The organism is Planococcus maitriensis, from assembly GCF_003289925.1.
GTDB lineage: Bacteria > Bacillota > Bacilli > Bacillales_A > Planococcaceae > Planococcus > Planococcus maitriensis.
On sequence record NZ_QLZQ01000002.1, the window covers coordinates 81,586 to 107,645 of the forward strand.

The window sequence follows — 26,060 nt, forward strand, 5'->3', positions numbered from 1 at the left end:
GACTATTTCTTATTCTCATCGATTTTTCTTAAGGTCTGTTCCAACTGCGACAAATGCCGTTTCTCGTGGTAACCGACAAATGGAAACCATTGCACAAGCGGCACATCGCCAAACACAGGGTGCGGCATCGAATTATTCTTCAGGATTTCCGCATCCGCCGAAGCGAAAACTTCATATAACCGGTTCCTGGATGAATTCAATTTCTTTTTCATTTCATCTAGCGTGAAATAATGTTCTTCCGGCACGGTGTGCTTCGGTGCATCCACTTTGACTTTGCGGCTGACCGATAATTGAATCGGTTTCTTCCAGGCTTTTTTCTGTTCATTTTTTTTCGCTGCTCTTGCGACGCCTTCTGCAATCGTCGTTTCGATTTTCTGGAGATGGTCCAGGATCTGCATGGCGGACCACTCGCTCTCAGACGGTTTTTGATTAAGGTCTTCATCGCTGAATGGTTCGACTTTTTTCAAGATGGTATGGCGGATTCTTGCGTTTTCTTCATTTTGCAAATACAGCACCCCATTTCTTTTCCCATTATCTTTCTTTATACCCTTTTTGTCGATAATCATTCGTTTTTTCGCCTTAGATGCCCCTCTTTGTTTGCGGGGTTTTTATTTTTTCATTTTTCCTTATGTAGTTCATTACTTATGAATGAATAAAACAGCTTTTTTCAGTCATTTCCACCCGGAACAAGGGAAAGCACGTTCTATTTCGACCCAAAACTGGTATAATGAATAAAACCTAGTAGAGAGGTGAATGCCCATGCCATACGGTTACGAAAAATACAGACTGGATAACGGCATCAGCCCGAACACGGTTATCCATGAAGTCCAATTGATCCGCGCCCTTTTTGCCTTTTTGCGGAAAACCTATAAAAAATCGGTCGAGCCCCATGAGATCCGCCCTTCCGATATCCAGAAATTCCTGTTGGAGCAAAAAGAAGCCGGCATCAAAGACAGCACCTTGAACCGCAAATTGATTTATATCCGCCGCTGGTTCGATTATATGTGGCAGATCGGCAAGATCCCGAATGATTTCATGCCGAAATTCAAATTGAACCATAAGCTTGATTTAAAACCGCACGATATCGAAGTCAATTACGAACATCTATTGGAAAAGAAACCGGATGTGCTGAAGTCCGCCAAGCTGCCGCTAAACGCCAAGCTGCTGTATGTCTTTTATCTAAGGGGCTTGCGCCTCCGTGATATGGTAAGGATCGATATCGATAACTTCCTGGATGACGCAGACGGCCTCCACCTGGATGTCGAAAAAAAAGACGGTTACCATTGTACGCTGCATTTCGATAAAGACGAAGAGGCCGTGATGGAACAAGGAATTGAACGCGCGAAAACACGCGGCACTTCCTACTTGCTGTCGTCGAAAGTGAAAGACCAATTCACTAGCTTTCAAATGGGGTCCCTGTCCGACTATACCGAGGCGCTTGCCGATTTCGTCGGCGCCCCGATGCGGTCGGGGGATATCCGATTTGCGTACGTCCATTACCTGTATGCGGTCGAACACAAGAATTTGGAGGAGATCCAGGAAATCCTTGGCGTCTCGCTCGAATCTGCTTCCCGCATGCTGAAAGACTCCCTTGTGCGCATGAAACGGCAAGCCCATCCGCCAAAGGCATGAAAAAGACACCCATTTCGCCAATGCAAATGGGTGTCTTTTTTGGGCTGTTCATTCAGGTCTTCCGGCTTCCTTCTGTCCCTCAGGCCAAAAAGCCGAAATCAAGCGCGAAGCTGAAGATGATGAGTGTGTGGATGACTGTAAACCATACTCCCTGTTTGTTGAGTTTTTCCAAATTTTCATATTGCATGGACACACCCCTTTTCTGTTTTGTCCATTATAATTAATTTTCAGAATATTTGCAATACATTCAACTTATATTATCCGCTCGTTTCTTGTTCGTTAACAGCCTGTATGTAAACGGGTATACTATAGAAAATGGGAGGCGATTGAAATGAAGAAAGCATTGCTTGTAGTGGATTACACGGTGGATTTTGTCGCGGAAGATGGCGCATTGACGTGCGGCGCACCCGGGCAGGAAATCGAGGAAACGGTTTGCTTCATTACGGAACAATTCATTGAAAACGGCGATTTTGTGGTCATGCCTGTCGATTTACACGAAGAAGATGACCCCTACCATCCCGAAACCAAGCTGTTCCCGCCCCATAACATCAAGGGGACGGATGGACGGAAATTATACGGACGGCTGCAGGACGTCTATGACCGCCATCAGGAAGACATCGTCTGGATGGACAAGACCCGCTATAGTGCGTTCGCCGGGACGCGCCTTGAGCTGCTGCTGCGCGAACGGGACATCGAGGAAGTCCATATTATCGGTGTCTGCACGGATATCTGTGTACTGCACACCGCCATCGATGCATACAATAAAGGATTCGGGATCGTCGTCCACGAACAAGCCGTGGCAAGCTTTGACGCCGCAGGCCACCGCTATGCCCTGCGGCACTTTGAGACCATTTTAGGCGCCCAAATTCGATAAATTTTACTGTTCCATGTTTTAAAAGTCCTGAATGTGGTTATACCTAAAGTGTAGCACTTATAACAATAAAACATTTAGAAGGAGCTGGAAAAAACATGGGAATCATTTTATATCTAATCATGGGTGGTATTATCGGTTGGCTAGCCGGCCTGATCCTCGGAAAAGACATTCCGGGCGGCATCATCGGTAACATCATCGCAGGTATCATCGGTGCATGGCTAGGCGGCCTGCTCCTTGGAGACTTGGGGCCTGTCATCTGGGACGTAGCAATCATCCCGGCATTGATCGGTGCATTGATCTTCGTCTTTGTCCTAAGTTTGATCCTTGGATCAATGAACAAAGGTCGCAAACGCGCATAACGAAAAAAGAGTGGACTCCGGTCCGCTCTTTTTTTTATGAATTATTATATTGTTCTTCAAAACGCCCGTAATAATGAAGGATGTCTTCCACGTATTCATCGCTATGGTTGTAGCGGTAAATCGCCCGCTCCAAATCCCCTTCTGCCGCACCGTTTTGCGCCAGATAATTGGCGGCGCTGTGGAGGGCATCTTCCAGGTCATACGGGTCGGCTACGCCGTCGCCGTCGGCATCTACCCCGTATCCCCCGTATTTCGCGATGACTTCCGGGTCGATCTTGTCCGCTTCCGGTATTTCGCCTTGCCCCTGTCCAGAACAGGTCGGGTGGCTCCAGCCCACGAACGTGCAGGGCATGAACTGCATATGCCCTTCTGCCCCGACCGGCGACAACAACGGATCCATCGTCGAGAATTTCGTTTCAATTCGGTGGTGTGCGGCCAATAATGTCCAAGGAATTCCGTAACGGTCTGCCGCTTCCTGGTAGAGCGTAATATTATCTTCCGGAAACGGCACTTCAAATACGCGGTCCTGCCCTTTTTGCACCGTTTCCTTCACTGTATCGCCGTAATAGGAATACGCCACCACCGCGACAAGCGTGAAAGCTACGATCGCCGCAGGAAATAGCATCAATAAAAAGAGGAACCTCAAAAGAAGCGAAGGTTTTTTTCGTTTTTTCTGTTTCATATGTTCACACCTATAGTTTCATTTGCCTCAGTTTACCATAGCCCGCAGGTCTTTGCCCATTTGCTGAAAGTTTTTAGAGGCCGGTGCAGGAGAAATTTTAGTTGAAGAGAATATGTATAATAACAACTGCAGAAAGGAGGAACAGCCTATGTGGGAAGACTTCAAGAAATTCGCCTTGAAAGGCAATGTGCTGGACTTGGCGATTGCGGTAGTCATCGGTGCGGCGTTCGGGAAGATTGTCACTTCGCTTGTCGAAGACATCATCATGCCGGCCGTGGGGATTCTGCTTGGCGGATTCAGTGTCGAGGATTGGACTTATACTTTTAATGGGGCAGAACTCCGCTATGGCGCATTCACGCAATCAGTCATCGACTTTTTCATCATTGCGTTCTCCATTTTCCTGGTGATCCGCTTGTTCACGCGCATGAAGCGCAAAAAAGATGTGCCGGCTGAGGAAGAACCGGAAGTGCTCGACAAGAAAGAAGAACTATTGATCGAAATCCGCGACCTTCTGTCAAAAGAAAAAGCCGGCCAATGACCGGTTCTCCCCTGAGCTGCCGAAGCGATTCGGCAGCTTTTCATTTTGTTCATTCTGGCTTCACTGCGCCAATTCCTGCATGTCTTCGATGATTTCCGCTGTCGGCACATTCTCAAAGCCGTCATAATTGCCGACGACTTCCCCTTGCTGATCGACCAGGTAAAAAGAAGTGCCATGGATGACCTGGTCGCTGTTCGGGTCGTTCTTGACCAGGGATTTGAAATTCTCCGTGGCAAACTCCGCAATCTCATCCTGTGAATAACCGGTCAGCAAATGCCATTTGCTTTCATCCGGAATCGGGTAATGCGACAAGTATTCCTGCATTTTTTCCGGCGTGTCCTCTTTCGGGTCTACGCTGAAAGCGATAATCTTGTAATCACTCAAGCCCTTTGCTTCCATTTCCTTCTGCAAATCGGCCATATTGAACGTCATCGGCGGGCACACCGTCTCACAATTCGTGAAGACAAATGTCGCCAGCCAAGGCGTCCCTTCCAATTGCTGCTTGCTAACCTGTTCGCCGCGGTGGTCGGTGTAATTGAACTCCTCGACCGTTTCCGCGCCGCATGCTGCGAGAAACAGCATCAGCGCCGACAGCAGCGCCGCCCATTTCCACTTCATATCATTGCCCCCACTCTCGTAACTGCCTATATCATAGCCGAACAAGGGCCTGAAAACAATCGGGGTGTGCGCTCCAGAAATCACAACTTTGTGAATTACGGCGTCTTCATCGTGATGAGCGCATCGTGGATCGCGACAAGCTTGCCTTCCACCCGGTGCATCAGGTAAAACGAAACGAATATCGGAAATCCGAGTTCCTGTATCCATTGCATCCACTCCTGCATCCAAGCGCCTCCTTTCTTTTTTTAAAAAAGCCCTCCCGCAGATGCGGGAAGGCCGTCTTGCTTATACGTCGTATTCGACGACAGTGCGCTCGACGACGCGTGCGCCTTTGGCGAGCGCAAACGGCGATCCGCCGACTTCAAAAATGTTCTGGTCGACGATGGTCTGCATGCCGGCGATGATTTCCTGTGCCGTCAAATCTTCACGCGGTTCATCGACCGTCAAGGTGACCGCTTTGTTTGCGGCCGTTTCAAAAATCAATTCCAGTGTTTTCGCCATGTGTTCTTCTCCCCCTCATTATTGATAGATGCTTGAACCGGAAATCTTCTCCAGTTCCATAAGCGGTTTCGTGCCGAATGTTTCCAACACTTGCGCCGCCTGGAAGATCCCATCGGCAGTAGCCGCTTCCGCCACGTTCTGATACGCCTTCACTTTACGCTTCAAACGCCCTTGTTCATCGAGCCCGTTATCGAACGTCAAGCGCATGCTTGCGTTCTTGAAATCGCTGAATGCCATATTGCTCACCCCCTTTCATTCGCTATATAGACATAAACACGAAAAAAGGATACATTTCAGGTGAATTTTTTTTCGCGGGCTTCTATAATGGTAGAGAGAATGATTGAGGTGAGACGAAGTGGAATTAGAAGGCTGGTTTTTATGGTTCATTTTATTCTGGGTCGTGGTATTGGTCGGGCTGTTCGCGATCGGCGGCTATTTCATGTTCCGGAAATTCCTGAAATCGATGCCGAAAGAAGACGGCTTGTCGGATCTGAACTGGGAAGAATACTATGTAGAGAAAACGATCCACCTTTGGGGAGCCGAGGAAAAAGAGCTCTTGAACGAATTGGTACAGCCGGTGCCGGACCTTTTCCGCCCGGTGGCGAAACAGAAAATCGCGGGGCGCATCGGCGAGATCCTGCTGGAGGAAAAAGCCAAGAAAATGGAATTGCAGCACATCATCCGCGGCTATATCCAAGCGACGCCGAAGCGTGACCACAAATTCTTGCGCAAAAAAATGGCCGAACTCGAAATCGATGTCACGCCATATGAGCAATATTTCGAATAATAACTATAAAAAAGCTGTCCCCTTATTCGGGGACAGCTTTTTTTCAAAGTATTTATGAATTCCGTGATTTGCTGTGAATAAAAGGAGATCACTTATTCTTTATTTAAAGCTCAATATTCTCTCCAAGTATTTGGAGAAGCGTTCGCTCGTAAACCCTTTTGCTCAATAATGCTGCGCATTATTTCCTCAAAGATAAGGTCTCCCGTAGGTCGACCTTATCTTTCCAGTGGAGCAGCGTAAGCGACGAGACGACCGGGACCCCGCAAGAAATGAATGAGCTAAGCTTAGCTGAGCGCATTCATTTGCGACGCATCTGCCCCGCAGATGTGGGAGCAAATTTTTTCTGCGATGCTTGAGCGAAGCGAAAGTTGAGCATGCGGGTTTTCTACGATGCTCGAACGTAGTGAGAGTTGAGCACAAGGGTTTCAAGGCGGCTGAGGAGGCTTGGGCGCGAGCCCACGGAGTCGTGCGATAAGCTTCGGAAAATACGAGTTCTTACCTTCCTCGACAAGCTAAAAAACGCTGCTCCCTATTCGGGAACAGCGTTTTTTTGCCCTGCAATCAATTGGTATTTGCGCAGCATCGCGAGACGCCATGGCACGATCATGCCAAAAGCGAGCAGCCAGAACATGCCGCCGAGCTCCCCGACATCAATCGACGAGCTCAGGATGACTTTCGCCAGCAAGCGCAGGAGCAATAACCCAAGCAATATGAAGACGAACGCTTTTGAACGCTTCAAATAGATTTCCCCATCACGCACTTCGAATTTCGATGTGCGGATCAAGATGATCGAAACCAAAGCCCCGACGAGCAGCGCTTCGGCAATTTGCAGCGGTGCCACCCGGAAAAACGGGAAAATGAACATCAAGGCACCCGTCGACATGAACAACGGCGGCAAGATGATCTTTTTGACCGACGCCGGCTTTTTCGCCGATTTCGACCGGACGATAATCGCCAGTGTGCCCATGATAAGCGCGCCGATGGTCGTTACGGCGAGAAAGACAGCGGGCGGGATACTATTGAATAATTCATCCATCCAATTCTGCCTCCAGTTCGCCGAGCCGGCTTTCCAACTCCTCCATGCGCACGAAACGGGCGAAGCGCAGCTGTTCTTTCCCTTGCTTGAAAAGAATGACCACAGGCGCCGTGAACAGCATCAACTGCCCGGCGATTTCCGGAACACGCGCCGCGTTCACCAGGTAGAACGGGATGGATGCATTCGGCTCCAAACCTTCGACTTGCGGCTTCAGCCCCTCGCATACCGAACAATGGTCGGTTTTGACGAACAGCAGAAACGATTCGCGGTTTTCTATTTTCTGTTTGAATTGATCCATTGAAGAAATGGTTTCCATCTCGTCACCTACTTTTTAGAATCCTTGGAAATCCCCGAAAATCGGGCTCAACATGCGGATAATGTATGTCATGCCATCAAAGAACAGCAAGACCCCTACCGCGATCATGACAAATCCGCCGACTTTCATGATCGTGCTGTGATGCTTGCGCAGCCAGCCGAGGCGGGTAACGAAAAACGACAAAACGAAAAATGGAATCGCAAAGCCGAGGACGTAGGCAAGCATATACCAAATGCCCGATCCCGGGTTGGTCGCAGCGAGCGCATAAATCGCCGCTGTGATCGGCCCGGTGCAAGGCGTCCAGCCAGCCGCAAACGCAAGGCCGATAACGAAAGTCCCCAAAAATCCGGAAGGGCGGTTCTTGAACGAGAACTTGCGGTCTTGCATCAAGAACTTCGGCGTGAAAACACCGATGATCATTAAACCGAAGATGACGATGAACAAGGCGCCCACTTGGCGGATCAATTCGTCGTAGCGCACGAACCATTCGTAAAAGAATGATGTGCTAAAGCCCAATGCGATAAAAATGGTGGAAAAGCCCAATAGGAAAAATAAGGTGTGGAACATTCCACGGCGCTGCATCACTTTCCGGTCATTTTTGATCTCATCCATGGTCATCCCCGTAATATAAGATAAAAAGGCAGGATACAAAGGCAATGTACATGGCGAGATGAAACTCAAGAATCCGGCACCGAAAGCCAAAAGTAAATTAATATCGGTTGCCATTCGAACACGCTCCTCTCTCTCACGAATTCTATCTTATCAGAGATGATGCGCAAAAACCGCCAAATTGCCTGTGAAATCTTTATGGACATTTCTTGTCCCCGCCTAATCCCCTACATAAAAAAAAGCCGGCTCTCTTTAGGGGGAAGAGAGCCGGGCGCAAGTGCCTGCCTGTTGTACCGAACAAGGCAAGCGCGCATATAAGTGGACTAAAGATCACCCGATGAGTTTCTTGGCTAGTCCCAATTGATGATGAACTTGGTCAAATCCCGTACCGCCGAGTGAATTGCGGCGTTTGACGGCCGTCTGCGGCAACAAGGTTTCATAAATATCGTCTTCAATGAGCGCACTTGCAGCCTGGAGGTCCTCAAGCGGCAGATCTTTCAAATAATAGCCGCGCTGGATGCATGTGAAGACCAGTTTGCCGGTGACATCATGCGCTTCGCGGAACGGCATGCCCTTCGCCGCCAAATAATCCGCTAGTTCTGTCGCATTCGAGAAGTCGGAGTTGACCGCTTTTTCCATGGATGCGGTGTTGACATTCATCGTCCGGATCATCCCTTCAAAAATCGGCAGCGAGCCCATCAAGGTATGGACTGTATCGAACATGCCTTCCTTATCTTCCTGCATATCCTTATTATAGGCGAGCGGCAGGCCTTTCAAGGTCGTCAGCAAACCGAACAGGTTGCCATAGACGCGACCGGTCTTGCCGCGCACAAGTTCCGCCATATCCGGATTCTTCTTTTGCGGCATGATGCTCGAACCGGTCGAGAAGGTATCATCGAGTTCGATAAAGCGGAACTCCTCGCTCGACCAGAGAATGATCTCCTCTGCAAAGCGCGATAAATGCATCATGAGCATCGAGGAGTTGCTGAGGAACTCCAGGATAAAGTCGCGGTCGCTGACGGCATCCAAACTGTTCTGGTAGACGCCTGAGAAGCCGAGCAGTTCCGCGGACAGTTCGCGGTCGATCGGAAAACTCGTCCCGGACATCGCCCCCGCTCCCAAAGGCGAGACATCGATGCGCTTCAGGGATTCCTGCATGCGCTCTTTGTCGCGCTGCAGCATCCAGAAATAGGTCATCAAATGATGGCCGAAGGAAATCGGCTGCGCCCGCTGCAGATGCGTATAGCCTGGGACGACCGTCTCGACATGCGCTTCCGCCTGTTCGACGATCGCCGACTGGAAGGCTTCGATCAATTCGACGATTTCCGTCACGCGATTCTTCAGATAGAGATGCATATCCGTCGCGACCTGGTCGTTGCGGCTTCTGCCGGTATGGAGTTTTCCGCCGACAGGGCCGATTTCATCGATCAGGAGCTTTTCCAGGTTCAAGTGGATGTCTTCGTTCGATACGCTGAATTCCAGTTCACCGTTCTCTGCCTTTCCTTTTAGGGTCTGGAGGCCCGAGAGAATCAGATCAGCATCTTGTTGCGGCAAGATCTCGCAGGAAGACAGCATTTTGACGTGCGCCATGCTGCCTTGAAGATCTTCTAACACCAATTTCTGGTCAAAGGAAATGGAAGCTCCGAACTCGTCGACCCACTGTTCAGCTGTCTTTTGGAAACGACCGCCCCACAGTTTGGTCATAGCTGTACCTCCTCTTTGACTTGAGCCGTTACGGCAACTTCTTTCTTGTTGATTTTAGAGTTGACCACTGTCGGCAAGCCCCATAGCTCGATAAAGCCGACCGCAGATTCATGGTTGAATGTATCGTCTGTTGAATATGTCGCCAGTTCTTCGCTGTATAGCGAGTTCGGGGACTTACGCCCTTCCGTGATGGCATGTCCTTTGAACAGTTTCACACGAACCGTGCCGTTGACGAATTCCTGTGTTTCTTTCAGGAAAGCTTCAAGTGCCACACGCAGCGGAGAGAACCAAAGCCCTTCATAGATCAATTCCGTCATTTTTTTCTCGATGACCGGCTTGAAATGGGCCATTTCTTTCACCAAAGTGATATCTTCAAGCTCTTTATGCGCAGCGATCAACGTCATCGCTGCCGGAGCTTCATAGATTTCACGGGATTTGATGCCGACCAGTCTGTTTTCCACATGGTCGATTCTGCCGACGCCGTGTTTGCCTGCAATGTGGTTCAATTCAAAAATCAGGTCCGTCAGTTTATAGTCGACACCGTTCAATTTTGTCGGAACGCCTTTGACGAATTCGATTTCCACGATATCCGGCGTATCCGGCGTGTCTTCCAGCGCATTGGTAATGTCATATGCATCGGCTGGCGGCGTCGCCCAAGGGTCTTCAAGGATGCCGCATTCGTTGGCACGGCCCCACAGGTTCATGTCGATCGAGAATGGCGAATCCAAGTTGACCGGAACCGGCACGTCATGCTGTTTGGCATAAGCGATTTCCTCATCACGCGACCAGCCCCACTGGCGGACAGGCGCTAAGACTTCAAGGTCGGGATTCAACGATTTGATGGAAACTTCAAAACGAACCTGGTCATTGCCTTTGCCTGTGCAGCCGTGTGCAACGGCCGTAGCGCCGCTTTGCACTGCGATCTCTACGAGTTTCTTCGAAATCAATGGACGCGATAGAGCAGACACGAGCGGGTATTTGCCTTCGTATAAAGTATGGGCTTGCAATGAAATGAGTGCATAATCTTCGGCAAATTCGTCTCTGGCGTCAATCATGTAGCTTTCGACCGCTCCGACTTGCAACGCTTTTTGCTTGATGAAATCCAAATCTTTGCCTTCTCCGATATCGAGGCAAACTGCGACGACGTCATAGCCTTGTGATTTAAGCCATGGAATGGCTACCGATGTATCTAGTCCACCTGAGTATGCGAGTACGATTTTCTTGTTCATATAATATGACCTCCTGTATTTTTATACGTTATATGCGATGAATATACACATAATAACACGGCATTTTTCATAACGCAAGAGAAGACGCGCATAAACTTTCATGTTTTTTAGGAAATATGCAAGAAACCGTGTTTCTTCTATAAGAGTGCACAAATGATGCACACGCAAAAACCCGGAAGGCTTATTGCCTTCCGGGTTTCGTCATATCGGGATCCGCCATCCGCTTACTCCTCGGTGTCTTCGGCTTCCCCGGTTTCTTCTTCGTTCTCGTCATTGCCCATTGTATATTCCAATGTATCCATATCGATGCGTACTTCCGTCAATTCGCCGGTTTCCATATTATTGAAGAGAAATCCGATTTCGTCCCCTCGCACGATCGGTTGCCCCAATATGATAAGTTTGGACAATTGTTCCCCATTGATGAAGGCCTGTAAAGCTTCCGATTGACGCTTGGACTCCTCGTCTTCCAAGATGGTGATCTTGTCCGCTTCGCCTTGCATCGGGTAGGACTCCTCTAGCGGGCCTGTATAATCCGTCGAGACTTTCATGCCGGTGCGCAAGTCGCTGATGACCGCTTCTGTCGTTTCCCCGCCTTCCGCAAACTGGACTTCGACGTCTTCCGGTACTGAAAAATAAATGCTGTTGATGAGGATGCGTCCGTCCCCGATTTGCGTAATAAACCCTTCTTCTGTCATGCCTTCTTGTTCAACTGCAATTTCCGGTTCTTCTTCAGTTGCTGAAGGTTCCGCCGGTGCGGCATCATCGGAGCAACCCGCCAAAAGCAGGAACCCAGCAAGAAATAAACTAGCTTTTTTCACTTTATCCCAATCCTTTACGCTTAGATTCTTGTTGCAACTCTTAATTTTCAGTTTACCTGCTGAAGCATTCGCATGCAACTCTGTGCATCAAGCCTGGCGGTAAACGAAAATGCCTTCCTCGTTCAAGCGCTCTTCGATCAAGCCGTCTTCGAGCAGGTAATCGACCTGGCCGATTGTCTCTGACAGCGTCAGGCCAAGTTCCTTTTCGTATGCATGCGGGAACAGCTGCTGCGTCAATTCGTAAACCGATTGTTCGTGTGAACGGTCGAGCATGTCCAGCACTTTCATCGCCCGCAAGTGCTGCTTTTCAAGCCGTGTGGAAACGAGTTCGTGGACATTGCGCACCTCTTTTCCGTGGCCGCTGTAGATGATGTCAATCGGCATTTTCAATAGCCGGCTGAGGGAGGCGTTGTATTGCAACAAGGATTTCGGGCGCCCTTCTTCCGGGTTATACGGCGGTTCGATAAGCGGATTCGATGACACTTTCGCGATGACGTGATCGCCGCCGATCATCATGCGCTCTTCCGGATTCCAGAACGATAGATGGCTCTGGGCATGTCCCAGTGTTTCCATCACATGCCAGTCCGGGTGCCCCGGAAGCGTGTCCCCTTCATTGATCGCCATATCGAGCGGGCGGTTGCCCATCAAATTGAGCGGCCGCTTCATCTTTTTCATCCAGAACATCAAATCGCCCGGCACTCCTTCTTCTTTCAGGCACTCCTGATAGAATGCGTCGTGATAATCGAAGAAAGCTTCGTCCCGGCGCAGCCATAAATCATTATATGGATGGCCGTACAGTTTTGCGGCATCGAAGCCGTCGACCCATCCTGCGTGATCCGGGTGGTGGTGCGTCAAGACCACTTGCTCGATGTCTTCTGGAGCGACATTCGCCGCTTTCAATCCGGCCTTGAGCGCTTCCCAAGCTTCCGGCGTTTTCGGCCCGGCATCAATCAACGTCAACGCGTCGCCTTTCAATAAATAAGAATTGACATCTCCGACCGCAAATGGCGTCGGGATGGTGATTTTGATCGGTTCCATCATTCCCACTCCCTTAAACTGAATGTCTATTCACTTATCATACCTTGAATGGCAGGCGCCGTCACGCAGACGGAGCAATTTGACAAATAAAATTTCATTCCTTATAATTTAATAACATATGTAAGCGTAGATGAAGATCAGTACGGAAGGTGATGGGTACTAGAGAGTGCCGCCAACGCTGAAACGCCGCACCCCCGCTCCCTTCCTGAACCTGCTTCTGAGCTGCCGTGCAAACACGGCCGTCTGTCCGCGATAAGGATATCGAGTTGTGCAATCGTGCAAACTTAGGTGGTACCGCGGAAACAAGCGTTTTCGTCCTTGGAATAACAGGGATGATTGCGCTTTTTATTTTGAGAAAAGGAAGTGGAATGTATGAAAATTGTATGCGTAGGGGCCGGATCGATGGCCGAATCCATGATCCACGGCTGGATCAATAAGCGAATCATGAAACCGGAAGAAATCTCTGTCATGAACCGGTCAGACCAGGACCGTTTGGAATTTTTGCATGATGAATACGGCGTCAATATCGTCTGTGACGATCAGACCGAGCTGGGAGATGCTGATTTCATCCTGCTCGCGATGAAACCGAAAGATGTCGAAGTGGCATTGAAAGGCATCCGCGAAAAATTGACGGGCGACACCGTCATCGTTTCGGTCGCGGCCGGCGTTTCGATTGACACCATCCAGAAACATGTCGGCGATTTCGCCGTGGCACGCGCGATGCCGAATACATCGGCACAGATCGGCAAGTCCGCAACAGGCGTGGCCTGGAGCAAATTCGTCACAAAAGAGCAGCAGCACTTGCTGAGAAAGCTCTTGTCGTCGATCGGCGGCGTGACGGTCGTGGAAGAAGACCAATTGCATGCGGTGACCGGCATTGCCGGAAGCGGCCCGGCGTATCTCTATTATTTCGCTGAATCCATGGTGCAGGCAGGAATCGACAATGGCTTGTCTTCTGCGGATGCGAAGAAGCTTGTGCGCCAAACATTCGATGGCGCAGCGGAAATGCTCCAGCAGGAGGATTTCGGCGAACTTCGTAAACGCGTCACGAGCCCGAACGGCACGACCGCTGCCGGACTCCAGGCCCTCTACGATAACGACTTCAAGCGTATCGTCGGCGATTGCGTCACATCCGCCGCCAACCGTTCCCGTGAGCTCGGCAAAGAATTCGAATAAGAAATCGATCAACAGCCCGTGGAAGCGACGACTCTCACGGGCTGTTTCCATTTTCACGGATGTTTTATACGCTAGAGAAGCATGCTAGGCAATGCTTTCGAATCGAAGCCATAGGGAATTTCCGGTATACTAATTCCTTGGATAGATACTGAAGGAGGAATTTCACGTGGCAAAACTTTTCGAAGAATTCGAGCTCAAGGGCGTCCATTTCAAAAACCGCATCGTCATGGCCCCGATGTGCATGTACCAAAGCGATAAAGAAGACGGGCACATCACCGATTGGCACCGCGTCCATTATCCGACGCGCGCGGTCGGCGGTGTCGGATTGATCATCACTGAGGCCACCGCCGTACAGCCGATCGGGCGCATTTCTTCCCGCGACCTTGGCATTTGGGATGATGCCCATATTGAAGGACAAGCAGAAATCGTCCGCTTGATGAAAGCGAACGGAGCGAAAACCGGCATCCAATTGGCGCATGCCGGCAGAAAAGCGACTGTCGACGGCGACATCCAGGCACCGAGTGCGATCGCTTTCAATGAAAAATACAAAACACCGAAAGCGATGACAATAGAAGAAATCGACGCTACCGTCCAAGCTTTCCGGGACGGCGCTGTACGGGCCAAGAAAGCCGGCTTCGATGTCATTGAGATCCACGCAGCCCATGGTTATTTGATCAACCAGTTCCTATCTCCTTTGACCAACCAACGGACCGATGAATATGGCGGCAGCAGCGGAAACCGCTACCGGCTGCTGCGCCGCATATTGGACGAGGTGAATTCGGTTTGGGACGGGCCCTTGTTCGTGCGCATTTCGGCAGAAGATTATACTGAAGGCGGCATGACGCCTGAACAATACGTCGAGATGACCAAATGGATGAAACAGCAGAACGTCGATTTGATCGATGTCAGTTCAGGGGCTGTCGTGCCGGCACAAATTCCGGTGTTCCCTGGCTATCAAGTGAATTTTGCGGAAACGATCAAAAAAGAGACACCGATCGCAACCGGCGCAGTCGGCTTGATCACCGAGCCGCGCCATGCGGAAGAAATTCTCCAGAACGGCCGCGCGGATTTCATCTTCCTGGCACGCGAATTGCTGCGCAACCCGTATTGGGCCTACAACGCCGCACGTGAGCTCGGAGCCGATATCGAAGCTCCTGTGCCTTATGAGCGGGGTTGGATATGAGACAGTTGCAAAATAGCTGTAATTTAGTATACTGAAAGTAACGAAAAAAACCGGATGCTGTGTGCATCCGGCCAGCTGCATGCCGCCTTTCGAGGGCGGTCGGCTGGACACTATAGGTTTATGAAATAACCGTCAGCCCACGCCAATGGGACGGTTATTTTTTTTTCGGAATGACCAGGATCAAGGATAGGACAAGCGTCAATGCGCTGATCGTCAACCCGACACTCGTGAACACAAGCGAAAATGCTTCTGCCATGGTCATGCTACCACCCCCTTTCCATAGGGAATGGCCAAACCGCCCTCATGCAGCTGTACCTTTATTTTACCACAAACAGAACACTTGTTCTATTGATAACTGTAAAAATAATCAGTAAAAATAACCCAATTTCTCGAGACGCATGGAAGGATCACCCCATTGCGGATAGGGTGTGCCTTTTGAACTGGTGGAATTATAAAGCCCTTTGCCATTCGAATTGGCAAAGGGCTTTGTGATTGAATTGGCGTTATTCTTTCAGAAACCAAACCTCTTTCATATCCACGAACAAATCGATCGGTTCTCCGACGGCAGTTTTTTCAGCTTGTGCAATCGTCAGCACACATTCCAACAACTGCTTTCGAACTTTTACTATCAGGCTGTATATGCCGCGCCCATACTTCATTTCCTGGACGACGCCCCTCACCCGGGCGTGGCCCGATTGACCGTTTTCCGACGCTTTGATCGCTTCTGGCCTGATGACCATGAAATAATCGCCGTCTGAAAGCGGCAGATGTACAGCGGCTTCCATTATTTTATCGGAAGAGGCGAAATGGCCGTTCTCGATCACACCGCCCAAGATATTTCGCAAGCCAAGGAACGACGCGACTGTTGTTGTTTCAGGGCGTTCGTATAATTCCCGCGCACTGCCGACTTGTTGCAATTTGCCTTCGCCCATGACCGCGATCCGGTCGGATAACGCGAATGCTTCATCGCGGTCATGCGTCACGAACAAAACGGTGACGCGAAATTCTTTTTGGATGCGGCTCAGCAGCTCGCGCATTTCTTGCCTAAGTCCTGGATCGAGCGCGCTGAACGGTTCATCCATCAACAAGACGCGGGGATTAGCCACCAACGCCCTGGCGAGTGCCACACGCTGCTGCTGCCCTCCGCTCAGTTCGTCGGGAAAGCGGCTGCCGAATCCACTGAGACCGACATGTTCGAGCATTTCACGCGCGGCTTTCAAGCGCTGCTGTTTGCCGACTTTCTGCATTTTCAAGCCGAACGCGACATTGTCTTCGATGGTTTTATGCGGAAACAGCAACGATTGCTGAAACACCATGGCGAATCGTCTCGATTCAGGGGGCACGTTCGTCAAGTTTTCATCCCCCACCCAAAGCTCTCCGCCATCCGCTTCCAATAAGCCCGCGACCAGTTTCAGCAAAGTCGTCTTGCCGCAGCCGGAAGGGCCAAGAAGCGAAAAGAACTCGCCTTCACGAATGGCCAGCCGGACCGGGTGAAGCATGAATGGATTTTCTTCTCTTGCCTGTGCGGATATGTAGCGCTTTTGTATATCGATGATGCGCAAATCGCTCACGGTTTCACTCCTTTCGCCTGCTCTTTCGTAGCTTTATTCCTCTGGTAATAGCGTCTTAACGCTGCATCCATGACGATCAAGGTCAAAATAGCGATCGCTGCATAAAGTAACGAATAAGCCGACGCTACGCCAGGATCTCCCCCACTGATGAACGGAAACAGCAAAATGGGCAGAGTGACCACTTGGCCGGCACCGATGATGAAGGTGATCAAGTATTGGCTCAGGGAAATCAAGACGCTCAAACTCGCGCCAGCCACTATGCCGGGGGCGAGATGCGGCAGCACAACATGAAAGAATCGCGGCATCGCGCCTGCCCCCAACATGCGCGCTTGGTCTTCCCAATCAGTTGATAAGGTTTGATAGCTGATCATGAGCGCCCGGAACATATACGGCAAGGTCGGCGCGATATGCGCCAACACAACTCCCAAAACGGTTTCCGTCAAGCCAAGCCGCAAAAAAGTTAAGTGGATTCCCATGACCGAGATAAACGGCGGAATGATGATCGGCGAAAAAATGATCGCTTCAAACAACCATTTGCCGCGGACCGGATAACGCATCAAGGCGTTGGCGGCCGGGATCGCAAGTGCGATATTGATGGCCGTTACGATCAGCGCAATCGATAAGCTGATGCCGACCGCTTGCCATGTGCGCCCGTCATTCACGACATACTCCCATGCACGAAGGCTCCAGGCTTGCGGAACCACATCCGGCCAGCGCCAGCCGAATGACAGGCTTGTGAAAATCAAGGGCACAAACGGAACGATGACAAAAATGAATACTCCAATGAATAAAAACAAGGACAGGAACCTCGGATGTTTTTTCATTATCCCCATCCCTTCAGCACATTCCAGCGCTTACTGAAGTAATACGTAACAAGGCCCAGCAAAATCGTCATCGCCGCGAGGATCATATTGATAGCGAGCGCTTCGGGACGGTCGGCAAGCGTACCGCTCGTATAAAGCTGATACGAATAAACCGGCAGCACACTCGGATAAGTGACGCCGAGCAGATACGGCACTTCAAAAGCGGAAAACGTAAAGACAAAGACGATGAATGTCGCAACCGTCCATGCCGGCATCATGACAGGCATTACCACTTCACGGATGAATGGCCAGTTGCCCGCTCCAAAAACACGTGACACTTCGCGCCAGGATCCGTGGATGCGTGACAGCACCGGATACAGCATGAGCGAAACAAAAGGCGCTTCTTTCCACGCATAAGTAAAAATGATCCCCCAGCCGAATGGGTCGTTGACGAGCACCGGAAAATCCGCGATGTCGTCGATCCAGCCAATTGCTGCGAGAATTCTCGACACAAAACCGCTTTGCATAAACAGCAGCACGATGATATAACCGGCGACCAGGTGCGGTATGGTCAAGGGCAATTGGAACAGGCGATGCCAGGCTTTCGGTGACTTGGTTCTCATGGCATCATTCAGGAAAAACAATGCTATTGCAACGAGCGCACCGATGAGAGCAGACAGGAGCGAAGACAGTGCCGCGACCCGCAGCGTGAGCCTCAAGGATTCCCAAAAAGCGCCGGAACTTAAAAGCCTTTCGTAGGCTGCCAAGTTCAAATCGGTCTGCCCAATCGCAGGGAAATAGCCGAAGCTTTTCAGCAAGCCATCAAAAATCCCCCCGAAAAACAGGAGGATGATTGCACCGGTAGCCGGCAGCAGCAAAAGATACGGCTTACTCTTTCGCCACATGTTCCGTCCACCCTTTTTCAATGATGTCGATATAATCGGAAGACAATTCAGGCAAGCGGTTTTGTTCCAATTCTTCTATTGAAAGAGTCGCTTCCCCAAGATCTACTTCATTCATCGCTTGTTGATCTTCAGGCGATAACTTCTCAAAATCGAGCGCCGTCATATCACCCCAGTTCTCAGGGGATAATTTGGCGGTTTGGGCGGCTGGGGACATCAGTTCATTGATCGCGACAAGCGCTCCCGCTTTATCCGAGGCATTGAACGGAATCGACAGGAAATGCGTATTCGCAAGTGTCCCTTCGTCCAATAGATAGGTGCGGGTCGACTCCGGGAACCGTCCTTTCAAAACTTCACTCGCAGCGAGTGCCGGGTCGTAGCTCATGGTCATGCCGATTTCACCGCTCGCAAACAATTGGTCTTGTTTGGCCAGGCTTTCGGGGTAGGTTTCGCCTTCGCGCCATAGATAGGGTTCGATGCTATTCAAGTATTGCCACATCGGCTCAAGGCGTTGTTCCAAATCTTCTATCTCTGCAGCAGGCTGCGCATATTGCTCATGGCCGCCGGTTGTTTCATACAACACGTGGCGGACAAAAGCGCTGCCTGTAAAATCAGGCGGTGCAGGGTATGTGAACTGGCCTGGATGTTCCTGTACCCAGCCGGCGAGTTCAGCTATCGATCTCGGCGGAGTTTCGTGCCGGTCTTCGTCATGCACAAAGACGAATTGCGCCTTGCCCCACGGTGCTTCCAAGCCTTCTACCGGTTCTCCGAAATCCTCGGAAATTTCCGGTGCTTCCGCATCGACGTAGTCATTGAAATTCGGCAATTGGCCGGTGAAATCGCCCCACAGCAAGCCATTGTCTTTTGCGGCTTTGAAATTTTCGCCATTGATCCAGACGATGTCCATGCTGCCATTGGTTTTGCCGGCCGTTTTTTCGTCGAGCAATTGGTTGATGATGTCTTGTGCGTCATTCATCGGCACTCTGGTCAACTCGATGCCATGCTGCTCTTTCATGCGCGGGGCGACCCATTCATCCAAATAATTATTGATGTTGTCGTTTCCGCCCCACATGTACAGATTGACTTCCTGGCCTTGTGCCGCTTCTTGAATAAGGTCCCAGTCATCTGTCAACAAGCTGTCTGTATTTGGAGCCTCGCTCGCGCCTTCAGATGAACAGGCCGATAAAGCGAGCGCCACAATGCTAAATGCCGTTATTGGATATATTTTCATTGGTCCCACGTCCTAATTTCTTTTATGCTGCATCTTTTTTGTCATTCAAGCATCCATGAAATGTCTCGTTTATTCCGATCCATTCAGTTTGTCGCCGTTTTGTGATTCCAGCGCTTGCGGATTACGATCGGAACGACCGTCAAGATGACGAACACAACGACCGCCGCTGCAATAATCTTCGGGTTTTTGCTTAGAAAACTGCTGCCGAGAAAATTATAGGCAAATGTTCCTGGAATAATGCCGATCAATGTTGCGAAGGCAAATGAGGTGAACCGCACTTTGGCGATCGCCGCCATATAGCTGATCAAGTCAAAGTTGATGACCGGGATTAACCGAAACAGCAGGACATACAGAAATCCGTTGTGTTCCATTTGCGCCTGGAATTTCGCGGCATTTCCTGTCCACTCTTTTGTCACGATGCTCTTTCCCACTGACTTGGCCACAAGAAAAGACAACATCGCCCCTAACGTTGCGCCCATGATGGTGTATAGCGTACCCATCCAGGCACCAAAAGCCAGGCCGCCGGCAATCGATAACACCGAGGCTGGGAAAAATAGGAGCGGCCGGATGGTGTAGACGATTATATACATGACCGGCGCCCACAGCCCGAACGATACAATCCAGCTGCGCAGATCTTCCGCCTCCACCTCAAAGACCGAGCGGCTGAGCCAAATGACTATGCCTATCGCTACAGCCAAAAGCAGCCATTTGATGACGCGCTTTTTATTCATGAATTACGCGTGTGGGTCGAGATACTGGAATAGCGTTTTTTCATTTCATCGTAACGTTTGCGGTTGACCCCTGCATCGGAATATCCAACGCGTGACGCCGAGCGGAATTCGATTAGCTGGGCTGCATCATTAAAGTAGAACTCGATGTCATCCTTGAATTTCATCCGTTTGCTCGTCGCGATAGCATGGATGTAATTGTCGTTCACTTGCGCGATGCGGACGCCTTCGTAGCCTTTTAGCATGCCGATCACGTTCGTTTTCGCCTGCTCTTTGCTGCCGTTGTATGGCCACGCTGGAACGAATTTATCGCGGTCAGTCGTCTGGGAGGAAACGGCATTCGGAGTCGAGGGCATTTCCTTGAGGCGGCCATTTTTTACGCCAAGTTTTGGCTTGGCGTTATTTTGGATGGCCATATTGGCTATTCCAATCCCAGCCACCGCTGCCGCTCCATACAAGCCGATTTTTCCGACAGGCAACTCGCCGTCTTTTGCTTTATTAAAAGTTTTCACCACTGGTTGATTCAGCAAATTATCGACATAGACTTTCTTGCCGATTTTCACTAGCACTTCGCTATACGTTGGATACGGGTGAATGACACTGGACAATTTCCCCATATTGATGCCGAGTGTTTTCAGTGTCTGAATTTGGCTGATGATTTCGCCAGCTCTGTCGCCGAGAATGCTCGCCCCAAGGATATAGCCTTTTTTATCGAGTACGATCTTCACTTTGCCGATCGAGCCTTGTTTCGTATTGGCACGGTCGATATCCGCATAATCGTGTTCGTAAACACGGATCGAGTCGCCGTATTGTTCGCGTGCCTGCGCTTCAGACAAACCAGAATGGCCGAGTTCCGGGTCGGTGTATGTACACCAGGTCACATGGTCGTAATTCATTTTGCGGTTGATCGGCAAAATGGCATTTTGTGTCGCGGTGATGCCTTGTGCGTTCGCCATATGCGATAGTTGATAAGGCCCGACGACATCTCCGATGGCATAGATGCCTTTGGCAGTCGTTTCCATATGTTCATCCACATGGATGCGTTTCTTATCGTACTCGACACCGGCCGTTTCCAGGTTATAGCCCGAGACGTTCGCTTGTCGGCCGAGTGCAACGAGAAGCCCTTCATTTGAAATGGCCATTTGTTTGCCGTCTTTCTCGACTGTCAATTCAATTTGACTGCCTTGTTGAGCAGCTTTTACCGCTACTGCGCCCACATGGATTGTCACGCCTTCCTTGATAAGGCGCTGCTGGACCATTAACGCGAGTTCCTCGTCGTCGTTTGACAGGATGCGCTCCGATTTTTCAACCAGCGTCACATTAACGCCGAGACGGTTGAGCGCTTGGCTCATCTCGACACCGATTGGGCCAGCGCCTAAAATGGTCATCGTTTTCGGGAAGGATTCCAGTTTGAAGATCGTTTCATTCGTCAGGTAATCGACTTCGCTCAAGCCATCAATCGGAGGCACCATCGGAGTGGAGCCCGTCGAGAGGATGATCTTTTTCGCTTCAATCGTTTCCCCTTCCACGTCCAATGTATTCGGCCCCGTGAACGTGGCGTAGGCATTGAGAAAGTCGATGCCGGATTTTTTCAATACTTCCGGCGATTCACCGGCGTATACTTTTTGAATGACCTTTTGGATGTCTTTCAATACTTCCGAAGTATCGATTTTTAGCTCAGGTGAATACTTTTTGGCGTGATGGACTTCTTTCGCGATATTGATAAGCGATTTGCTCGGAATGCAGCCGGACCATGTACATTCCCCGCCTGGCAGATTCTTGTCGATGAGAACGGTCTTTTTTGAAAATCCAGCTGCTGTGAAGGCGGCTGTCAGGCCTGCTGCTCCTGCCCCGATAATTGCAATATCATATTTTTTGGCCATTTCTACCAAATCCTTTCTTAGTCGTGAATTAAATACATCTTAACAAAGACTTCTATACACTTACCCTTATTTGCCCTTGAATAGTCTGCTTATAAAAAATCCTCTCAGTTTAAAGAGTTCCGTCGGGGGTATAAACGATGATATGCTCTATACTTAGAATATCTTTTACATGAAAAGGTGAATCATATGCTTGATACATATGCTAGAAAACATGTACAACCAGCAGTCGATAAAACTGCCGATTATCTATTGAAAAAAGGCTGGACGGCTGACGGTGTGACCAAGACGGCATTTGCCATCGGCTTGTCGTCAGGTGTCTTCATCTACCTGGATCAGCCTGCCTTGGCGCTTATCGCGCTTTGGCTATCCGGTTTTTTGGATGTGGTCGACGGGACAATGGCGAGAAAAACAAAACCGTCACCATGGGGAACGCTCCTCGACATCAGTTTTGACCGGCTGGTGGAAATCAGCGTCATCTTAGGCCTTGCTTTCCGTTTTCCGGATTCGATGTGGGCTTTATTGTTACTGAGCGCATCGATTATCGTCGCCATGACCGTCTTCTTGACCGTCGGGGCACTGTCCGAAAAGCAAGGCATGAAATCATTCTATTATCAAGCCGGTCTTGCAGAACGGACAGAAGGGTTTATCTTATTTAGTTTGATGATCCTCTTGACAGATTATTTGACGGCGACCACCCTATTGTTTATCGCCGTCCAGATTTTCACCATTTTTCAGCGCATGGCCGAAGCCAAACGGATTTTGTCGTAAGGAGTGTTGAACATGAAAATTATCGTCTTGGCCGGCGGCGGCCACGCCCATTTACATTGCCTTGCCCAATTCGCAAAAAAGCCGCGGGAAGATGTGCAATTGGTGCTCATCTCGCCTGCTCCCTATCAATACTATTCAGGGATGTTCTCAGGCTTCACTGAAGGGGTTTACGGTTTGGATGACATTCGCATTGACTTGAATCAACTTGCCAAAAAAATCGGCGTAGCTTTTTATCAAGACACCATCTGTTCCATCGATCCAAAATCCCGCACACTAACAGGTCAGCAAGGCGTGACTTATTCTTATGATGCAGTGTCTTTCGACATCGGGTCACAGGCCGATATCCCCGAAGCGCTAAAAAAATACATCTCGCCAATCAAGCCCAACTACCATTTCCCGGAACAATTGCTGAAGTTCCGGGAATCCGCCAATCCGGTCATTGTGGGAGGCGGCGCATCGGGCGTGGAGTTGGCCTTTTCTACTCACGCCTGGCGCATGCCGCGCCAATTTTCTGCTGCTTTATTGTTCAGTTCCGGCGCGTTGCTGTCGGCTCACGGAGCGGCCGCTTCCAAAAAAGTGGAGGCAATCGCCCGTAAAAAAGCGCTGCCTTTTTTTACGGATATAACAATAGAACAGATTGATGAAATGTCCGTTACCGCGAGCAATGGCGACTCCTACCCCCAATCAGGCGTCCTTTGGCTGACTGGCCCGAAAAGCTCGGCGCTATTCGAGCACTCTGGTATGCCAGTAGACCGCGCCGGGTTTCTCGCTGTCAAAGAGACGCTGCAATCGACACGTTACCCGGAAGTTTTCGGAGCAGGCGACTGCGTCTCGATCGACCGCTATCCAGATCTTGCGAAAAACGGCGTCTATGCAGTCCGCCAAGGCCCTGTGCTATGGGACAACCTATTGCATTTTCTCGATGGAGAGCAATTGGCTTCCTTCATTCCGCAAAAACGTTATGTTGCGATTCTCTCCACAGGCGGCGGTGAAGCTTTATTGACTTACGGCAAATGGAGCATGCATGGCAAATCGGCCTGGAAACTCAAGCAATTGATTGATAGGAAATTCATGAAGCAATACCAGGATCTCTATCGATGAACGATGATTATTTTTCTATTCATATAGCGAAGCCTTTTCAAAAAGCATTGTGGCTTGAGCTTATTCTGCAATCAAATCTTGAAATTTTTTCCCATTCTCGCTATAATTCTTTATACAGTAGTTAAATCACATCCCGCGGCCATCCTGCGGGCCTCCATGACAGCTAGCTGAATGGAAGTTAAAAATGCAGCACAGGCTGCCATATTGGAATTGCGCAGAGTATATACCTGACAATAGAGCTGGGAATAACGCCAAAGAGAATGAATCATTCTTTTTGGCGTCTTTTTTTATGTTATAAGCAGCAAGCAAATGGATAGACGTTTAAATGCAATTCAACGACTGCCTCCACTAATCCCTCTTGCCCTTACAAGCCGAAAGCTCCCAGGGATTCGAAAAGCGCTTCCCAAAGGCCTTCTAAATGACTAGAAAAACACAGAGAAAGTATAACGAACTAGCCGGCAGCGATACGCCGGAAAGGAGCCAGTAATTATGCATGATGCAAGACCTGTTCAATCAGAAGTTTCGGGGTATATTTCAAATCTGCTGCGCCAACATTTTGGCAAAGGCCCGGCTTCTGTTTACGTCACAATGAAAAGGCCTTATATTACGATTCATTTCCGTGGATTTGTCAGCCCCATGGAAAAAATCCTGCTCGATCAAGAAGAAGGCAAACGAGTATTGGAAACACGCAATTTCATGTTCAATGCCTTGAAACCAGAAATTTTAAATGAGCTCTGGGCCATTACCCAGCTGGAATTCACCGAACTATACGCTGACTGGAACTTGACCTTAAAAAGCGGCATGTTCATTGGCGTAATGGGTGAAGAAGACATTAAAGATCCACTAGAATGGCCGGAAGAGGCAGACCGCGACATTTTCCATAAACAAGTGGAACGGGTCAACGAAGAAGCTGCGCGCATCCCGGATACGATTGAAACCATGTGGATGAGCAATCGAACTTTGCTGTTAAAGCGCAGCGGCGTTTTGGTGGGCATCGAAAAAGCATTAATTGAGGAAGGGTTTATTGAAATACTGAAATTGACGAAACGCCCTTTGGAACAAAAACTTCTGAAAGCCGCTCCGTTGAACCATTCCTTGCAGAGGGAGATTGATGAAATTTTCATGGATTGGAACTTTAGCCAAGACGTCGGATATATTGCGTTCATCCTTTCCGCTGAACCCCGGCTCTAAAAAACAGCGCCGTCACCCACCTTTATTCAATGAAGGCTCCAGCAAGCGAATTCCCTATCCACACAAGTAAAAGTATCGATAGACCTGAAGCTCCTTGCCACAGCGATTGGCCACTCTCCTAAGTTTTGTGTTAAAGATTGCCTAAAACGGGTATGGCTTACTACACAAACTAAAAAGGAGGAAGTTTATATGAATCCGATTATCTGGCTTTACATAGCACTTGGAATCATTGTCCTTGGCCTGATTGTCGCCGTCGTCGGTGTCGTCATGCTGCTATCCGGCATCAAGGAGCCGATGAAAGAAATGAAAGGGTCGGCAGACAACTTGAAAGACCGCATGGACAAACTGATGCTTGAGACGACTCATTTGCAGCACACGACAAATGAATTGAAAGAAGACATCCAGCAAAAATCCGAGAAAGTGGCCGTCTTGGTCGACGGGGCAAAAGGAACGATCAATTCATTCGTCGACATGAATTCGGTGGTCCGCAGCATTACGTCTGGCATTTCCAAAAAAGTCGAAGACGATCCCGCCAACCGTTTTCAAGTCAACCAGTACAGCAATAATGCAGCAGGCTTAATGAGATATCTGGACAAGAAAAAAAGCCAGGATCAAGCTTATAATCCAGAATCCACCGTCCGAAAAGAACAAATCAAAACGTATTAATTGTTTTGCAAACAGCTCACCCCCTTCCCGTCTCGATTACGGAAAGGGGGTTTTTAATGCTTTACGGATAAATGGGTATGTATTTATCAATACTTAATTTGACAACATAAATTAAT

Annotated in this window: 30 protein-coding genes; 11 read left to right on the forward strand and 19 right to left on the reverse strand. The window is 49.6% G+C overall.

All coding sequences use genetic code 11. The features are described 5' to 3' along the window. Positions 1 to 2: 2 nt before the first annotated feature. Entirely contained in the window at positions 3 to 566 is a 564-nt protein-coding gene (locus DP119_RS06750; protein WP_240616392.1) for a DinB family protein, read from the reverse strand. A gap of 193 nt (positions 567 to 759) precedes the next feature. On the opposite strand from DP119_RS06750, the gene DP119_RS06755 reads away from it, so the two are divergent. From DP119_RS06755 to DP119_RS06765, 3 genes are all read left to right on the forward strand, one after another. After that, entirely contained in the window at positions 760 to 1,632 is an 873-nt protein-coding gene (locus tag DP119_RS06755; protein ID WP_112232124.1) for a site-specific integrase, read from the forward strand. 331 nt (positions 1,633 to 1,963) lie between these two features. Further along, positions 1,964 to 2,506: a cysteine hydrolase family protein gene (locus DP119_RS06760; protein ID WP_112232126.1), complete on the forward strand. Its 543-nt coding sequence runs from the start codon at positions 1,964 to 1,966 to the stop codon at positions 2,504 to 2,506. A gap of 95 nt (positions 2,507 to 2,601) precedes the next feature. Next, positions 2,602 to 2,865, forward strand: a complete 264-nt coding sequence (locus tag DP119_RS06765; RefSeq protein WP_112232128.1) for a GlsB/YeaQ/YmgE family stress response membrane protein — start codon at positions 2,602 to 2,604, stop codon at positions 2,863 to 2,865. 34 nt (positions 2,866 to 2,899) lie between these two features. Here the strand turns inward: DP119_RS06765 and DP119_RS06770 are convergent, their stop codons facing one another. Next, positions 2,900 to 3,547 (reverse strand): lytic transglycosylase domain-containing protein, encoded by a 648-nt coding sequence (locus DP119_RS06770; protein ID WP_112232130.1) that lies wholly within the window; start codon positions 3,545 to 3,547, stop codon positions 2,900 to 2,902. Between the two features lie 148 nt (positions 3,548 to 3,695). Here DP119_RS06770 and mscL point away from each other — a divergent pair, with 148 nt between their 5' ends. Beyond that, positions 3,696 to 4,085, forward strand: coding sequence for a large conductance mechanosensitive channel protein MscL (mscL, locus tag DP119_RS06775; protein ID WP_112232132.1), 390 nt, complete (start codon positions 3,696 to 3,698; stop codon positions 4,083 to 4,085). 60 nt (positions 4,086 to 4,145) lie between these two features. On the opposite strand, the gene DP119_RS06780 is transcribed toward mscL, so the two are convergent. The 4 genes from DP119_RS06780 to DP119_RS06795 all read right to left on the reverse strand — a co-directional run bounded on the left by DP119_RS06780 (position 4,146) and on the right by DP119_RS06795 (position 5,441). Then, on the reverse strand, positions 4,146 to 4,703 hold the full coding sequence (locus DP119_RS06780; RefSeq protein ID WP_112232134.1) for an SCO family protein: 558 nt from the start codon (positions 4,701 to 4,703) through the stop codon (positions 4,146 to 4,148). A gap of 95 nt (positions 4,704 to 4,798) precedes the next feature. Further along, entirely contained in the window at positions 4,799 to 4,927 is a 129-nt protein-coding gene (locus tag DP119_RS06785) for a YvrJ family protein (protein WP_083509135.1), read from the reverse strand. A gap of 61 nt (positions 4,928 to 4,988) precedes the next feature. Continuing rightward, positions 4,989 to 5,204, reverse strand: coding sequence for a DUF2922 domain-containing protein (locus DP119_RS06790; protein WP_112232136.1), 216 nt, complete (start codon positions 5,202 to 5,204; stop codon positions 4,989 to 4,991). An 18-nt stretch (positions 5,205 to 5,222) separates the two neighbouring features. After that, positions 5,223 to 5,441 (reverse strand): DUF1659 domain-containing protein, encoded by a 219-nt coding sequence (locus DP119_RS06795; protein ID WP_058380731.1) that lies wholly within the window; start codon positions 5,439 to 5,441, stop codon positions 5,223 to 5,225. Between the two features lie 118 nt (positions 5,442 to 5,559). Here DP119_RS06795 and DP119_RS06800 point away from each other — a divergent pair, with 118 nt between their 5' ends. Next, positions 5,560 to 5,991 carry a DUF2621 domain-containing protein gene (locus tag DP119_RS06800; protein WP_101805461.1) on the forward strand — a complete coding sequence of 144 codons (432 nt, stop codon included), beginning with the start codon at positions 5,560 to 5,562 and terminating at the stop codon, positions 5,989 to 5,991. Between the two features lie 529 nt (positions 5,992 to 6,520). Here DP119_RS06800 and DP119_RS06805 read toward each other — a convergent pair. From DP119_RS06805 to DP119_RS06835, 7 genes are all read right to left on the reverse strand, one after another. Continuing rightward, positions 6,521 to 7,027 (reverse strand): CcdC family protein, encoded by a 507-nt coding sequence (locus DP119_RS06805; protein ID WP_112232138.1) that lies wholly within the window; start codon positions 7,025 to 7,027, stop codon positions 6,521 to 6,523. Continuing rightward, positions 7,020 to 7,343: a thioredoxin family protein gene (locus DP119_RS06810; protein ID WP_112232140.1), complete on the reverse strand. Its 324-nt coding sequence runs from the start codon at positions 7,341 to 7,343 to the stop codon at positions 7,020 to 7,022. Before DP119_RS06810 ends, DP119_RS06805 begins: the two co-directional genes overlap by 8 nt. Before the next feature lie 15 nt (positions 7,344 to 7,358). Beyond that, on the reverse strand, positions 7,359 to 8,069 hold the full coding sequence (locus DP119_RS06815; protein ID WP_112232142.1) for a cytochrome c biogenesis CcdA family protein: 711 nt from the start codon (positions 8,067 to 8,069) through the stop codon (positions 7,359 to 7,361). 213 nt (positions 8,070 to 8,282) lie between these two features. After that, a complete protein-coding gene (gene argH, locus DP119_RS06820) occupies positions 8,283 to 9,656 on the reverse strand; it encodes an argininosuccinate lyase (RefSeq protein WP_112232144.1) in 1,374 nt (457 codons plus the stop codon). Continuing rightward, complete coding sequence (locus DP119_RS06825; RefSeq protein ID WP_112232148.1) at positions 9,653 to 10,885, reverse strand: argininosuccinate synthase; 1,233 nt, start codon at positions 10,883 to 10,885, stop codon at positions 9,653 to 9,655. Before DP119_RS06825 ends, argH begins: the two co-directional genes overlap by 4 nt. Before the next feature lie 224 nt (positions 10,886 to 11,109). Beyond that, entirely contained in the window at positions 11,110 to 11,703 is a 594-nt protein-coding gene (locus DP119_RS06830; protein WP_112232150.1) for a DUF3221 domain-containing protein, read from the reverse strand. 87 nt (positions 11,704 to 11,790) lie between these two features. Then, positions 11,791 to 12,741, reverse strand: a complete 951-nt coding sequence (locus DP119_RS06835) for an MBL fold metallo-hydrolase (protein ID WP_112232152.1) — start codon at positions 12,739 to 12,741, stop codon at positions 11,791 to 11,793. A 372-nt stretch (positions 12,742 to 13,113) separates the two neighbouring features. Between DP119_RS06835 and proC the strand changes: the two genes are divergently transcribed. Further along, positions 13,114 to 13,917, forward strand: a complete 804-nt coding sequence (gene proC / locus DP119_RS06840; protein WP_112232154.1) for a pyrroline-5-carboxylate reductase — start codon at positions 13,114 to 13,116, stop codon at positions 13,915 to 13,917. 166 nt (positions 13,918 to 14,083) lie between these two features. After that, positions 14,084 to 15,100, forward strand: a complete 1,017-nt coding sequence (gene namA / locus DP119_RS06845) for an NADPH dehydrogenase NamA (protein ID WP_112232156.1) — start codon at positions 14,084 to 14,086, stop codon at positions 15,098 to 15,100. Positions 15,101 to 15,603: 503 nt separating this feature from the next. Here namA and DP119_RS06850 read toward each other — a convergent pair. The 6 genes from DP119_RS06850 to DP119_RS06875 all read right to left on the reverse strand — a co-directional run bounded on the left by DP119_RS06850 (position 15,604) and on the right by DP119_RS06875 (position 22,218). Further along, complete coding sequence (locus DP119_RS06850; RefSeq protein ID WP_112232158.1) at positions 15,604 to 16,671, reverse strand: ABC transporter ATP-binding protein; 1,068 nt, start codon at positions 16,669 to 16,671, stop codon at positions 15,604 to 15,606. Further along, positions 16,668 to 17,495: an ABC transporter permease gene (locus DP119_RS06855; RefSeq protein ID WP_112232160.1), complete on the reverse strand. Its 828-nt coding sequence runs from the start codon at positions 17,493 to 17,495 to the stop codon at positions 16,668 to 16,670. Before DP119_RS06855 ends, DP119_RS06850 begins: the two co-directional genes overlap by 4 nt. Beyond that, the gene (locus tag DP119_RS06860) at positions 17,495 to 18,379 is read right to left on the reverse strand and encodes an ABC transporter permease (protein ID WP_112232162.1); all 885 of its coding nucleotides are present in this window, start codon (positions 18,377 to 18,379) and stop codon (positions 17,495 to 17,497) included. Before DP119_RS06860 ends, DP119_RS06855 begins: the two co-directional genes overlap by 1 nt. Further along, positions 18,363 to 19,607, reverse strand: a complete 1,245-nt coding sequence (locus tag DP119_RS06865; protein WP_112232164.1) for an ABC transporter substrate-binding protein — start codon at positions 19,605 to 19,607, stop codon at positions 18,363 to 18,365. Before DP119_RS06865 ends, DP119_RS06860 begins: the two co-directional genes overlap by 17 nt. An 83-nt stretch (positions 19,608 to 19,690) precedes the next feature. Further along, the gene (locus tag DP119_RS06870; RefSeq protein WP_112232166.1) at positions 19,691 to 20,338 is read right to left on the reverse strand and encodes a TVP38/TMEM64 family protein; all 648 of its coding nucleotides are present in this window, start codon (positions 20,336 to 20,338) and stop codon (positions 19,691 to 19,693) included. Then, positions 20,335 to 22,218 carry an FAD-dependent oxidoreductase gene (locus tag DP119_RS06875; protein ID WP_112232168.1) on the reverse strand — a complete coding sequence of 628 codons (1,884 nt, stop codon included), beginning with the start codon at positions 22,216 to 22,218 and terminating at the stop codon, positions 20,335 to 20,337. The genes DP119_RS06870 and DP119_RS06875 overlap by 4 nt, the downstream gene beginning before the upstream one ends. A gap of 186 nt (positions 22,219 to 22,404) precedes the next feature. Here DP119_RS06875 and DP119_RS06880 point away from each other — a divergent pair, with 186 nt between their 5' ends. The 4 genes from DP119_RS06880 (at position 22,405) to DP119_RS06895 (ending at position 25,944) form a co-directional block, all read left to right on the forward strand. Beyond that, positions 22,405 to 22,986: a CDP-alcohol phosphatidyltransferase family protein gene (locus DP119_RS06880; protein ID WP_068869141.1), complete on the forward strand. Its 582-nt coding sequence runs from the start codon at positions 22,405 to 22,407 to the stop codon at positions 22,984 to 22,986. A gap of 12 nt (positions 22,987 to 22,998) precedes the next feature. Continuing rightward, the gene (locus DP119_RS06885; protein ID WP_112232170.1) at positions 22,999 to 24,087 is read left to right on the forward strand and encodes an FAD-dependent oxidoreductase; all 1,089 of its coding nucleotides are present in this window, start codon (positions 22,999 to 23,001) and stop codon (positions 24,085 to 24,087) included. Between the two features lie 489 nt (positions 24,088 to 24,576). After that, positions 24,577 to 25,278 (forward strand): Na-translocating system protein MpsC family protein, encoded by a 702-nt coding sequence (locus tag DP119_RS06890; RefSeq protein ID WP_068869139.1) that lies wholly within the window; start codon positions 24,577 to 24,579, stop codon positions 25,276 to 25,278. A gap of 189 nt (positions 25,279 to 25,467) precedes the next feature. Beyond that, the gene (locus DP119_RS06895) at positions 25,468 to 25,944 is read left to right on the forward strand and encodes a DUF948 domain-containing protein (RefSeq protein WP_112232172.1); all 477 of its coding nucleotides are present in this window, start codon (positions 25,468 to 25,470) and stop codon (positions 25,942 to 25,944) included. The last annotated feature ends 116 nt before the right edge of the window (positions 25,945 to 26,060 follow it).